This window comes from Rhodococcus sp. AQ5-07 (genome assembly GCF_009707305.1).
GTDB classification, from domain to species: Bacteria; Actinomycetota; Actinomycetes; order Mycobacteriales; family Mycobacteriaceae; genus Rhodococcus_F; species Rhodococcus_F erythropolis.
The window spans coordinates 3,168,876-3,182,106 of record NZ_CP046099.1; the positions used below are offsets into that span (position 1 = coordinate 3,168,876).

At 63.7% G+C, this 13,231-nt stretch carries 10 protein-coding genes; 6 read left to right on the forward strand and 4 right to left on the reverse strand.

Annotated features, from left to right (window positions below; genetic code table 11):
- The first annotated feature begins 100 nt into the window (after positions 1-100).
- Positions 101-1,462, forward strand: a complete 1,362-nt coding sequence (locus tag GJB56_RS14535) for a flavin monoamine oxidase family protein (RefSeq protein WP_007727552.1) — start codon at positions 101-103, stop codon at positions 1,460-1,462.
- 36 nt (positions 1,463-1,498) lie between these two features.
- Here GJB56_RS14535 and GJB56_RS14540 read toward each other — a convergent pair whose 3' ends face one another.
- The gene (locus GJB56_RS14540) at positions 1,499-3,016 is read right to left on the reverse strand and encodes a PucR family transcriptional regulator (RefSeq protein ID WP_020970344.1); all 1,518 of its coding nucleotides are present in this window, start codon (positions 3,014-3,016) and stop codon (positions 1,499-1,501) included.
- Between the two features lie 169 nt (positions 3,017-3,185).
- Here GJB56_RS14540 and GJB56_RS14545 point away from each other — a divergent pair, with 169 nt between their 5' ends.
- The 3 genes from GJB56_RS14545 (at position 3,186) to GJB56_RS14555 (ending at position 7,129) form a co-directional block, all read left to right on the forward strand.
- Positions 3,186-4,616 carry a gamma-aminobutyraldehyde dehydrogenase gene (locus GJB56_RS14545; protein WP_021345160.1) on the forward strand — a complete coding sequence of 477 codons (1,431 nt, stop codon included), beginning with the start codon at positions 3,186-3,188 and terminating at the stop codon, positions 4,614-4,616.
- Between the two features lie 90 nt (positions 4,617-4,706).
- Positions 4,707-5,606, forward strand: a complete 900-nt coding sequence (locus tag GJB56_RS14550; RefSeq protein ID WP_029255928.1) for a universal stress protein — start codon at positions 4,707-4,709, stop codon at positions 5,604-5,606.
- Positions 5,603-7,129 (forward strand): APC family permease, encoded by a 1,527-nt coding sequence (locus GJB56_RS14555; protein ID WP_020970347.1) that lies wholly within the window; start codon positions 5,603-5,605, stop codon positions 7,127-7,129. The genes GJB56_RS14550 and GJB56_RS14555 overlap by 4 nt, the downstream gene beginning before the upstream one ends.
- Here the strand turns inward: GJB56_RS14555 and GJB56_RS14560 are convergent.
- Positions 7,126-7,743: a TetR/AcrR family transcriptional regulator C-terminal domain-containing protein gene (locus tag GJB56_RS14560; RefSeq protein WP_019744741.1), complete on the reverse strand. Its 618-nt coding sequence runs from the start codon at positions 7,741-7,743 to the stop codon at positions 7,126-7,128. The genes GJB56_RS14555 and GJB56_RS14560 overlap by 4 nt on opposite strands.
- 149 nt (positions 7,744-7,892) lie before the next feature.
- Here GJB56_RS14560 and GJB56_RS14565 point away from each other — a divergent pair, with 149 nt between their 5' ends.
- Positions 7,893-8,840, forward strand: a complete 948-nt coding sequence (locus GJB56_RS14565; protein WP_113683225.1) for a nitrilase-related carbon-nitrogen hydrolase — start codon at positions 7,893-7,895, stop codon at positions 8,838-8,840.
- The gene (locus tag GJB56_RS14570; protein WP_113683226.1) at positions 8,837-9,862 is read left to right on the forward strand and encodes an agmatine deiminase family protein; all 1,026 of its coding nucleotides are present in this window, start codon (positions 8,837-8,839) and stop codon (positions 9,860-9,862) included. The genes GJB56_RS14565 and GJB56_RS14570 overlap by 4 nt, the downstream gene beginning before the upstream one ends.
- 11 nt (positions 9,863-9,873) lie before the next feature.
- Here the strand turns inward: GJB56_RS14570 and GJB56_RS14575 are convergent, their stop codons facing one another.
- Complete coding sequence (locus GJB56_RS14575; RefSeq protein ID WP_097387065.1) at positions 9,874-11,811, reverse strand: VWA domain-containing protein; 1,938 nt, start codon at positions 11,809-11,811, stop codon at positions 9,874-9,876.
- Positions 11,812-11,820: 9 nt separating this feature from the next.
- On the reverse strand, positions 11,821-13,197 hold the full coding sequence (locus tag GJB56_RS14580; protein WP_020908640.1) for an ATP-binding protein: 1,377 nt from the start codon (positions 13,195-13,197) through the stop codon (positions 11,821-11,823).
- Positions 13,198-13,231: the final 34 nt, after the last annotated feature.

The window sequence follows — 13,231 nt, forward strand, 5'->3', positions numbered from 1 at the left end:
TGGTGTGCGTCTCCTCGGGACAGACTGAAAACCGACACCCGTGCACTCGCTCGTCGGCAGCTTTCGACTCGAGCGGTGCTCAACATGAAGGAGCTCGCAAGTGCCTACTCTCCAGAGAGACGTTGCAATCGTCGGCGCCGGCCCCTCTGGCCTGGCAGCTGCAACCGCGCTGCGCAAGGCCGGTTTGACCGTCGCTGTGATCGAAGCGCGCGACCGCGTCGGCGGCCGCACGTGGACCGACACCATCGACGGAGCAGTTCTGGAAATCGGCGGCCAGTGGGTCTCCCCCGACCAGACCGCGCTGATCTCCTTGCTCGACGAACTCGGCCTGAAAACTTTCGAGCGCTACCGTGAGGGCGAGTCCGTCTACATCTCGTCGGCAGGTGAGCGGACGCAGTACACCGGTGATTCCTTCCCCACGAACGACACCACGAAGAAGGAGATGGACCGTCTCATCGACGAGATGGACGATCTCGCAGCACAGATCGGCGCCGAGGAACCGTGGGCACATCCCCTCGCCCGCGATCTCGACACAGTCTCCTTCAAGCAGTGGCTGATCAATCAGTCCGACGACGCCGAGGCACGTGACAACATCGGCCTCTTCATCGCCGGTGGCATGCTCACCAAGCCCGCCCACTCGTTCTCTGCCCTGCAGGCCGTACTCATGGCCGCTTCCGCAGGCTCGTTCTCCCACCTCGTCGACGAGGACTTCATCCTCGACAAGCGAGTGATCGGCGGAATGCAGCAGGTATCGATCCGCATGGCGGAGGCCCTCGGTGACGACGTCTTCCTCAACGCACCCGTGCGAACGGTGAAGTGGAACGAGTCCGGTGCAACGGTGTTGGCGGACGGCGATGTTCGCGTCGAGGCAAGCCGAGTGATCCTGGCCGTACCGCCCAACCTCTACTCCCGGATCTCGTACGATCCCCCGCTGCCGCGTCGTCAGCACCAGATGCACCAGCACCAGTCCCTCGGCCTCGTCATCAAGGTGCACGCGGTGTACGAGACGCCTTTCTGGCGCGAAGACGGCCTCTCCGGCACCGGCTTCGGCGCGTCCGAGGTAGTACAGGAGGTGTACGACAACACCAACCACGAGGACGATCGCGGCACCCTGGTCGCTTTCGTCTCCGACGAGAAGGCCGACGCGATGTTCGAGCTTTCCGTCGAGGAGCGTAAGGCCACGATTCTGGCCTCACTTGCCCGCTATCTGGGCCCGAAGGCCGAAGAACCGGTTGTGTACTACGAATCCGACTGGGGCTCGGAGGAATGGACCCGCGGTGCGTACGCGGCCAGCTTCGACCTCGGTGGCCTGCACCGATACGGCGCGGATTCCCGCACACCCGTCGGCCCGATCCACTTCTCGTGCTCCGACATCGCGGCCGAGGGGTACCAGCACGTCGACGGTGCTGTCCGGATGGGGCAGCGAACCGCCGCCGACATCATCGCCCGCAGCAAGGCCTGACGGCCGCTTTGCCAAGTCTCGATCGTTGCCCGGCAGTCACGACTGCCGGGCAATGATCGAGAGCAGCAGTTCCGCACGAACTCTCGCTACCTCGAGTCGACAGTCGATCAAGCTCTCCACCTTCGCCATTCGGCTTCGCAGCGTGTGCCGGTGGACGCTCATCGTGATGGCTGCCGCTTCCCAGTGCCCGTTGGCCTCGAGGAATGCCCGCAGCGACGCCAGCAGTTCGGTGCCGTTGTCACGGTCGTAGTCCTCGATCGGTGTGATCATCGTTTCCGCCAGCGTGTTGAGTACTTCACGCGTCGAATCGAAAGACAGCAGCACACTTCCGGTCAGCGCCGCGAATTCCAAAGGCTCGCCACCTATTTCCGCCGCAGACGCACACAGCTGGGACTGTTCGACGGCGACCGCCAGCGCTGCGACCACGCGCCGCGCACTCAGGCCCACACGAAGTGAGCGAAGATCCGACCTCGATACCCCGCCCAGTAGCTCTCGGGCGAACTGGACGTCGTCGGTTCCACGCAGCAGCACCGTGACGCGAGTGTCGTTGATTCGCGAGAACAACTGCCGCCCTGCCTTGTTCATGAACTCGGCAATCTCGACTCCGACGCGTCCCGCTACGTCGGACGTGTCGGCAAGAACTGTCAACCCTCGGATCATTCCCTCGCCGTCGGCGGCCTGCCGGATCTGTTGCCACGCCGGTGCCGGGTCGCGGTCTTCGGTGAGCAGCAGCCCGAGGGCGTGCGAATTCAACTGATCCTGAGTGGCGCGCAAGCGCGCAGGTTTCTCGAAGTCCAACGCCAGCAACGAGTTCGCGTGACCGAGCAGTATCTGATCGACGTAGCTGAGCGCCGAAGCACTGATCACCGCCAGGTATCCGTACGGCGTTCGCCCGACGCTGATCTGCTGCACCGCGATCGACGCTCCAGACCTTGCAAGCGTCACGCTGCTGGATGCGCCGCCCCCGAGAGTTGCTCGCAGTTCGTCGATCACGTCGTCCGTCGGCAGTTGAGGTGAGCTCTCGAGAACTCGTCCGGCGACGTCGAGAAGAAGCACCGTCGCCGAGGTTGCGATCGCCAGTTCACGCACGGTTGCGGCAGTTCCGCCGGAAATGACGGCACGCGTCATCCGCGGTTGCGCCCGCGACGCCCGGAGGACAGCTTCATATTCCTGCTCTGCCAACCGGCTCATCACACGCTTGACGACGGCAGCAAACGGCGTCGGCAGCGGCACCTCGATCAGCGGGAGTCCGATCTCGTCGGCGACGGCCACCAGATCGGCCGGGACCTCGGGGTACGACAGCCCGGTTCCGAATCCCACCGCCGCCACACCCGCCGCATCGAGCATCCGGAGATAGCGGCCGCGCTTTTGCTGAGTGGACGGCAATCGGATGCCGGTGGTGAGGATGAATTCGCCGCCGGTCAACCATCGAAACGGGTCGAGCAGCTCCGTGGCGTGCGCAAATGTGATCTCGCGACCGACACCCTGCGCCCCACCTTTGAGTTCCAGCGCGAGATCCGGCTGCGCCAACATCCACCGCACAGCGATCGTCATGGGCAGGACTGTACAACTCGGCGCGTCGGGGATCAAAGATTTCACCTTTTTGGCAGCTGCCTTTACTTGTGAGTCAGCGCACACTTGCTCACACACGCCCCACAAAGTGCGAGTTCCGTGCTGATCACCTCGGCCGGAACTCGTTCGACCTCGAGAGGAACCGGTACCGATGTCGATCGTCGTACTCGAGAACTACATCAACGGTGAATTCGTCGCCTCGGCCGCGACGGAAACACTCGACCTGATCAACCCCGTGGACGAGAGTGTGGTCGGGCGTACGCCGGTCTCCACCAAGGAAGACGTCGACGCCGCCGTCGAAGCAGCACAACGCGCATTCGAGACCTGGGGTAAGACGACACCAAGCGTGCGGCAGGCCGCACTCCTCAAACTCGCCGACGCCATCGAAGCGCACAGCGACGAAATCGTCGCAGCCGAAAGCGCCAACACCGGCCAGGCCCACCAGATGATCGCCGACGAAGAGGTCAAGGTCGGAGCCGATCAGATGCGGTTCTTCGCCGGAGCCGCACGACTTCTCGAGGGCAAGGCGGCCGGAGAGTACATGGAGGGTTTCACCTCCTACGTCCGTCGTGAGCCGATCGGCGTAGTCGGCCAGGTCACTCCCTGGAACTACCCGTTCATGATGGCGCTGTGGAAGATCGGGCCCGCCCTCGCGGCCGGCAACACGATCGTCCTCAAGCCCAGCGACACCACACCAGGCAGCACGCTGGTCCTGGCGAAGCTCTCGAAGGGCATCCTGCCGGACGGCGTGTTCAACGTCGTGCTCGGCAACGGCGGAACCGGCGCGACGTTGGTGGAGAACCCGGCCCTCGGTCTCGTCTCGATCACCGGTTCGGTGCGGGCGGGCATCGCTGTCGCCGTGTCCGCAGCGCAGCAACTCAAGCGCGCGCACCTCGAACTGGGCGGCAAAGCGCCGGCGATCGTCTTCGGCGACGTCGACATCGAGAAGACCGCCACCGGCATCGCCGAGGCAGCGTTCTTCAACGGTGGCCAGGATTGCACCGCGGCCACTCGCGTGCTCGTCCACGAGTCCATCCACGATCAGCTCGTCGAAGCCCTCGTCCGGAACGCCGAGAAGCTGCGCCCCGGCGCGCCTTCCGATCCTGATGCCTTCTACGGCCCGCTCAACAACATCAACCACTTCAACGCCGTGAGCGACAAGATCGCGAACCTGCCGGCGTCGGCCAAGATCGTTACCGGCGGAAAGCGTTCGGGCGAAACCGGATTCTTCTTCGAGCCGACCGTCATCACCGGCGTCGCGCAATCGGACGACATCGTGCAGGAAGAGACTTTCGGTCCCATCCTCACCGTCCAGAGCTTCTCCGACGAGAAGGAGGCGATCACGCTTGCCAACGACGTTCGGTTCGGCCTGGCCTCGAGCATCTGGACCAAGGATCACGGTGTCACGCAACGCGTCTCCGCCGCTCTCGACTTCGGTGCGGTGTGGATCAACTGCCACATCCCACTCGTTGCCGAGATGCCGCACGGCGGCTTCAAGTACTCCGGCTACGGCAAAGATCTCTCGGCCTACGGAGTCGAGGACTACACCCGTCTCAAGCACGTCATGAGCTCGCACGACTGAGTTGCCGCCCCTCTTGCTGTGCGCCTTTATTAACCCCCCGCGGTTAATAAAGGCGCACAGCAGATTCCTCCAATCCGGAAAAGAGCCACCATGCGCCTTATCGTCGGATACCTCGCCACACCCAGCGGTAAAGACGGGCTGGTCCTCGGGGCCCAGCTCGCGCGCAGTCTCGGCGCGCAACTCGACATCTGCATGGTCCTCCCACCGGATCGGTCACTGCCGGCCAAGGTTCCCTCGGAAGCCGGCTACGACGACATTCTCGCCGCACGTGCACACGACTGGCTCGCCGAGGCGAAAGCATCGGTGCCCGAGGACATCCAGGTGGAAGTACACCTGAGCTTCCACGAGTCGTTTGCTCAGGGCCTGCTCGACGAGGTTGACCGACTGAGCGCGCTGGCGATCGTGGTGGGAGCTTCCGGCGACGGTCTGCTCGGCCGTCACGCGATAGGTTCGGTCTCGACCGAACTGCTGCACTCCGCCCACGTCCCGGTAGCACTGGCGCCTCGGGGAACGCGGCATTCGGCGGCTACCGCAATACGAGAGGTCACCTGCGCGCTCGGTACCCGCGTCGGCGCCGACGTCGTCTTGAACACCGCCGTACGTACCAGCGAACTGATGCAGGTTCCGCTGCGACTGGTCTCGCTCGTGGCACTCGACCCCCAGAACGATCTGCGCGATCACCGCGACACCGCCGAGTCGGCCAGGGAACGTGCACGAAACCACGCTCGGGACACGCTTGACATCGCAAGAGCGGCGCTCCCCGCCGAGTTCCCCATCGAGGTCATCATCGCCGACGGTTCAACAGTGGAATCCGCAGTGCGTCAACTGGACTGGCAAGACGGCGACCTCGTGATGGTCGGTTCCAGCCGTCTCGCGCAGCCCCGCAAACTTTTCCTGGGCTCCACCGCCGCCAAGATGCTGCGCGTGCTGCCCGTTCCCATGGTCGTAGTGCCCAAGCACGAATTCACCCAGCCGGAGGCACTGTCATGACCAGCACCGAACTGAGTTCCAAAGGCCTCGCCACCGGCAAGATCGGCATGATCTCAGGCGCAGTACTCGGAATCTCCTCCGTGGCACCGGGTTACACCCTGACTGCGAGTATCGGATTGATCGTCGCAGCGGTCGGCCTCAAGATGCCCGCCATCTTCATCGCCGGCTTCATCCCGATGTTCCTCACCGCGTACGCGTACCGCGAACTGAACTCCGACACACCTGACTGCGGCGCGTCATTCACTTGGTCCACCAAGGCATTCGGGCCGTACGTCGGTTGGATGTGCGGCTGGGGCATGGTGATCGCCACCATCATCGTGCTCTCGAACCTTGCTGCCATTGCCGTCGACTTCTTCTATCTGTTCATCGCGCGGGTGGTCGACAATCCGTCGATCGCCGATCTGCCGGGCAACAAATTTGTCAATGTCGGCACCACACTCGTCTTCATCGCCCTGGCCACGTGGATAGCGAGTAGAGGAATCACCACCAGCGAGCGCGTGCAGTTCGCGCTCGTCGGCTTCCAGATGGTGCTGCTGGTCGTCTTCGCCGTCGTTGCACTGGTTCACGTTGGCGCCGGCGATGCCCCGGCCGGATTGTCCTTCGACCTGAGTTGGTTCAACCCGTTCAGCGGACTCGCCATCGGTGCGTTTGTCATCGGACTCACCGGATCGATCTTCGCGTTCTGGGGCTGGGATACCTGTCTCACGCTGGGCGAGGAGTCGAAGAACCCCAAGAAGACCCCGGGCCGCGCCGGTTTGCTCTGTGTCGCAACCATTCTCCTGACCTACCTGCTGGTCGCCGTTGCCGCGATGATGTACGCCGGCGTCGGCGAGGAAGGCCTCGGTCTCGGCAATCCCGACAACTCCGAGAACGTCTTCGGCGCTCTGGCCGACCCGGTCCTGGGCAACTGGGGCGGAATGCTCCTCTTCCTCGCAGTCTTCGTCTCTTCCGTTGCGAGCCTGCAGACCACGTTCCTGCCCGCCGCACGAACCATGCTCGCCATGGGCGCATACGGAGCTTTCCCCAAGAAACTCGCCGAGGTCTCGCCTCGATTCCTGGTGCCGTCGTACGCCACCGTCGTGGCCGGCGCGGTAACCGCGGTGTTCTACAGCGTCGTCACGTTCCTCTCCGAAAGTGCGCTGCTCGACACGATCGCCGCACTCGGCATCATGATCTGCTGGTACTACGGCATCACGGCATTCGCGTGCGTGTGGTACTTCCGCAAGACGCTCTTCGAAAGCGTACGAAACTTCGTCTTCCGGCTCGCGTTCCCACTCATCGGTGGTCTCATGCTGCTTGCGGTGTTCGTCATTTCGGTCCAGGAGAGTATGAATCCGGACAACGCCAGCGGAGCATCCATCGGCGGCATCGGCCTGGTCTTCTTCCTCGGCTTCGGAATCCTCATCCTCGGCGCGGTACTGATGATGGTCATGCGAGTGCGCAATCCCGAGTTCTTCGAGGGCAAGACCCTCAACCGCGACACGGAGGCTCTGCGCGACGAGAACGACCTCAGCGTGCCTTAGGAGACAGTAGGTTCGGGGGCCTGCGCGATCAGGCCCGCCATCAATACACGCAAGCCGAATTCGAAGGCGGCGTCGGCACGTTCGGGATTTTTCCCGGATGTTGCCAACGCCGCCTTCATCGCGTCGTTAGCCTCGGGCCCCGACGCCCACTGGACATCCGGCGCCGCCAGATCCAACGCCGAACCGAGAACAAAACTGTCGACGGTTGTGATTGCGTGCAGCGTTTGAGCCGGGTCGAAGCCACCATCGGCGAATGCCTGCGCTAGCGCGTTGTACAGGGTGAACGCCACACCGGCCTGCACCGTCTGGGCGGTGAAGAGCGGAATCAGGCGAGGATGTGCTGCGTAGCTTCGCCGGTACTCGGCTGCCAGCGCAGAGACGGTCTCGCTCCAGGATCCCGAGGCCGACTCCACGTCGATTCCCGCCATCAGCTGAGCCCTCATCAGTTCGACGATCTCGGCCCGTCCGGAAACGTGGTTGTAGAGCGACGACGGTCGCACCTTCAGTCGTGCGGCGAGTCCCGGCATGGTGAAGTCGCCGGATTCGTCCACCGACTCGATCGCTGCCTCGGTGATGATCGCCGGTGAGAGCAGTCGTTGCGATGGCCGCGGCATATGTCCTCCTGTAGTGATCCACACCGTTCGGGGCGCCGCAAAAAACAATTCCTCGAAAGTCCTTGATCAATCAGCGCTCACCCACCATACTTAACGAATTGCATTCGTTTTACGTTGAACGTCGAATACCCGAGCACCGAGGAAACCCCATGCTGACGATCACCGCCCTCACCCCACCCGAGTCTCTGGCCGCGACTACGCCGTCCACGTCCACACCTCTGCGTGTAGGTCTCGTGCAACATCGCTGGCACGAGGACCAAGACGACCTCTACACCGAATTGAGCGAGGGCATTGCGTCCGCAGCGAAGCTGGGCGCTTCCGTGGTCTTTCTTCCGGAGCTGACGCTCAGCCGCTACCCCGCCTCCACCCCGGCCGGCGACAATCCCGGACGCGAAGCGGAAGACCTGCTCACCGGACCCACTCTCGCCTTCGCCGCCAAAGCCGCCGCCGAGAACCAGGTCCTCGTCCACGCATCGCTGTACGAGCGCAGTGAGGCCGAGGACGGACTGGGATTCAACACCGCGATCCTCGTCTCGCCCGAAGGTGAGCTTCTCGCCAGAACCCGCAAGCTCCACATTCCGGTGACGGCCGGATACTACGAGGACACGTACTTCCGCGGCGGTCCGGCGCAGGACGCATACCCCGTCCACGAGGCACTCGGCGCGAAGTTCGGCCTCCCGACATGCTGGGACGAGTGGTTCCCGGAGGTCGCACGTGCATACTCCCTCGCCGGTGCCCAGGTTCTGGTGTACCCGACGGCGATCGGCTCCGAGCCCGATCACCCGAACTTCGACACCCAACCGCTGTGGCAGCAGGTGATCGTCGGAAACGGTATCGCCAACGGCACCTTCATGGTTGTTCCCAATCGCCACGGCAGTGAAGGTCTCATCACCTTCTACGGTTCTTCCTTCATCTCGGATCCGTACGGACGCGTCCTCGTTCAGGCTCCCCGCGACGAATCAGCAGTGCTGGTCGCCGATCTCGATCTTCGGCAACGTGAAGACTGGCTTGCACTGTTCCCGTTCCTGGCCACTCGCCGACCCGACACCTACTCGGCTCTGACCGCACCGGTGAACACTGTGGGAGCCAACCGATGACCTGGCGAATGCCCGCGGAAAGTGAACCGCACGAACGTACCTGGATGGCGTACCCCAGCGCCGGATACTCCCTCGGCGACACCGCCGACGAACAGCACGAAGCGCGCTCGACGTGGGCGGCCGTCGCCCACGCCGTCGCCGAATTCGAGCCGGTCACCGTCGTCGTCGATCCCGCCGAAGTCGAAGAAGCACGAAAGTATCTGTCCGAGAAGGTCGACATCGTCGAGGCACCTCTCAACGACGCGTGGATGCGCGACATCGGGCCGACGTTCGTCCTGTCCGACGAAGGCCGTCTCGGCGGAGTCGACTGGGTGTTCAACGGCTGGGGCGCACAGGAGTGGGCGCAGTGGGACAAGGATTCGAAGATCGGCGCATTTGTCGTCGAACAATCCGGTGCCCAGTTGATCGACTCACCAATCGTCAACGAGGGCGGCGGTATTCAGGTCGACGGTCTCGGCACCGTCTTGGTCACCGAAACCGTCCAACTCGATCCGGGACGCAATCCCGACCTGACGAAGGCCGACATCGAGGCCGAACTCGCCCGCACCATCGGCGCCAAGCACGTGATCTGGCTTCCCCGCGGGTTGACTCGCGATCAGGAGACCTACGGAACGCGCGGACACGTCGACATCGTCGCTGCCATCTCTTCCCCCGGAGTGGTACTCGTCCATGACCAACGCAATCCGGTGCACCCCGACTACGCCGTCAGCAAGACGATCATCGAGTTGTTCGAAAGCTCGACGGACGTCGGCGGCCGGCCGTGGAAGGTCATTCGGGTGCCTGCACCCGAAATCTTGCGCGACGACGAGGGATTCGTCGACTACAGCTACATCAACCATCTCGTGGTCAACCGTGGAGTGATCGCCTGCAGCTTCGACGATCCGGCCGACGCCGAAGCGGCCCGGATCCTGTCAGCCGCTTACCCCGGACGCACTGTCGTCACCGTCGACGCCAGACCGCTGTTCGAACGTGGCGGCGGCATCCACTGCATCACCCAGCACCAGCCCGCTGAACAAGACTGACGGCGGCAGAATTAGCGGCGACCTCGCATGTAGTCACTCACGACGGCTGCGCCGAGGCCGTCCAGGTCCGGTGCGATGACGCGTCCACCCACCCGGTGCGCCATCCGGTCGACCACCCTGGCCAGACCTGGATCCTCACCGAGGCGGAAGAACGTGACCTTGGCGCCCAGCCTGGCCACGGCGTCGAGTGCTCGAACCGTCAAACCGAGGGTTCGCGCACTCGGCGGGTAGTCGAACCTGGCTTCTCCGTCCGCTTCGAGATGAGCCGTCGGCTCACCGTCGGTGACGATCAACACCACCGGCTGCGCATTGGAATGGCGTCGAAGGTGTCTGGCCGCCAACAACAGTGCGTGGTGCAGGTTGGTTCCCTGGTCCCACGCGCCGTCCAAACCGGCGAGCTCCGACGGGCTCAGTACGTGCGCGTGGCGTCCGAAGGCGATCAACTGCAGCTCGTCGCTGCGAAACCGCGTGCTCACCAGATGATTGAGTGCCAGAGCGGTGCGCTTCATCGGCACCCAGCGATCCTCCATCACCATCGAGAACGACGTGTCCACCAACAGAGCCACCGCAGCCTGACTACGCTGCTCGGTTTCGGCCACCTCGACATCGACGACGCTCAGCCGCACCGGCATTCGGCCAGGGTCACGTAGGACGGCGTTGGTGATGGTTCTCGTGACGTCCCAGGGTTCGGTGTCCCCGAACTCCCATTCGCGGGAAGCTCCGGTCGGTTCGCCCATCGCACCTGCCCGACGCGTATCGCGTTGACCGGTTCGCGACGACAGTTGCCCGGCGACGTCACGCAGAGCGGTCTGTCCGAGCTGTCGCATGGCTTTGGGCGACAAGCGCCATTGACCGTCTGGTGCGCGATCGAAGAAACCCTGTTCCTGCAAAGCCTTTTCGAGATCGGCCAGGGTGCGAGCATCAGCGGCCGCTTCGTCGCCGAGTTGCCGCGCGAGTAGCTCGGGGTCGATGTCGTCGAGCGCTGCGCCTGCATACTGCTGCGACAGTTGATCTGCCAGCGATTCCAGCTCGGCGATATCCTGCAGGGCACCGGTCCCCTCACCCAACCCCATTCCGTTGTCGCCGCGGAACTGTTGCGAACCTTCCCAGTCCTCACCCGGCCGAGCCGCCTGAAGGAACTGGTCGAGTTGACTCAGCTCACTCATCAGACTCGGATCACCGAACGCCTGCTGCGCCAACGCATCCAACTCGTCACGCTGCTCCTGCGAGAGCGAGTTACGCAATCGTTGTGCGGCCGCCGCGCGCTGCGCCAACGAATCCAGAAGTTCGTCGACGTTGCGCGGGTTGTCCGGGAAATACTGCCCGTGCTTGTCCATGAACTCCGCAAACTGCTCAGGAGTGTCGACGCCCCGAGAGTGCGCATCGAGCAGTTGATTCAGATCTGCCAGCATCTGGCGAATCTGCTCACGATCCTCGTCGGTAGCGTCCTCGAGTGCCTGCTTCATTCCCGAGAAGCGTTGATCGAGGACCTCACGTCCGAGCAGATCACGAATCTTCTCGTAATCCGCGCGAGCCTGTTCGCTGCGCCAGTTGTAGTCGGCCAGATCTTGCACGGCCTGAGCTGTCGACGGTGGCAACTCCTCGATCCGCATTTCGTTGAATCGTGCGTCGTCGTCGAGAGCACGTGCCAGTTCTTTGCGCTCTTCGAGCACCGCCTTGTCGAGAAGCTTACGAACCTCGTCGAGCGTTCCGTCGAGATTGTTGCGGCGCAGCAACTCACGTCGACGCCGGTTCGCCTGGGCAGCAAGGTCGTCGAGCCCGCGCATGTCTCGGTTTCCGCGGCGCAGGAGCTCCCGGAGGGCATGGCGCGGCGACGTGCCTGACAACACGTCGTCGCCGATTGCTGCCAAGGCCTCGCGCAGATCTACCGGAGGCGCCAGCGGATCGGGACCACCGTCGTACGGCCCGTACCGCGGATTGTGGATCATCACTGCCCCTTACGAATACACCGAGCGGCCGCCCGGGCCTTGATCTTTGGAGATCCGGCGCGCGAGGTAAAGCCCTTCGAGGGCAAGTTCGGCACCGGCGGCACGCTCGCCGTCGGATTGCGCGCCGAGGCGTTCGGCTACTTCGTCCAGGACCTCGAGATCCGGAAGCTCGTCGAGAAACGCCTTGGCCGTGACAGATTCACCGGTGACGATCGTATTGCCCGTCTCCACAGCAGCAACCAACATCCCGAGGTCGATTCCGCCGAGTCGTACCCGAACCGTATCGGCGGTCGCGCGACGCAGCAGGTGCTCGAGCACCTCCAGTTCCCGTCCCTCTTCACCGGATTCGAACTCGACCTTGCCGCGAAGAACCTCGACCACGGACTCGAGATCGACGGGCCGTGCAACAGGATCGGCCTCGCCGAGCACCGCCGCGCGTCGTACCGCCGCTGCACTGACGGTTTCCGCGCCGGCGACGGCAAATCGTGCCGACACACCCGATCGCTGATCCACCGAGGTGGATTCGCGTAGCAAGCGCGTGAACCTGGCAAGAATTTCGAGAAGGTAGTCAGGCACCTCCGCGGCCAGGTGCGCCTCCTGCTCGATCACCGCGATCTCACCCGCCAACTCGACGGGGTAGTGAGTGCGGATTTCGGCGCCGAAGCGGTCCTTGAGCGGTGTGATGATGCGCCCGCGGTTGGTGTAGTCCTCAGGATTTGCGCTCGCGACCAGAAGGACGTCCAACGGAAGCCGAAGCGTGTACCCGCGGACCTGGATGTCCCGCTCTTCCATCACGTTGAGCAACGAGACCTGGATGCGCTCGGCGAGGTCGGGAAGCTCGTTGATCGCCACGATTCCGCGATGCGCGCGGGGCACGAGACCGAAGTGAATGGTCTCCGGATCGCCGAGGCTCCTACCCTCGGCCACCTTGACCGGGTCGACATCTCCGATCAGGTCGGCGACCGAGGTGTCCGGCGTTGCCAGTTTCTCGGAGTACCGCTCGCTGCGGTGTCGCCAGGCGATCGGGAGGTCGTCACCCAGTTCCTTGGCTCGACGTATCGAAGCCGGTGTGATCGGCTCGTACGGGTGCTCCCCCAGTTCCGAGCCTTCGATGACGGGCGTCCACTCGTCGAGCAGGAGCCCGAGAGTACGAAGCAACCTCGTCTTTCCTTGACCTCGTTCGCCGAGCAGAACCACGTCGTGGCCGGCGATCAGCGCCCGCTCGAGTTGCGGGGCGACCGTGTCCTCGAACCCGACTATCCCGGGCCAGGGGTCACGGCCGTCCCGCAACGCGGCGAGAAGGTTCTCTCGTAGTTCTTCCTTGACACTTCGCTGTACGTGTCCGGAGGCGCGTAGCTCTCCGAGGGTTTTTGCGACAGTCACCACTCCACGCTACGAGTGTTTGCGGGGTTTCGCCTCT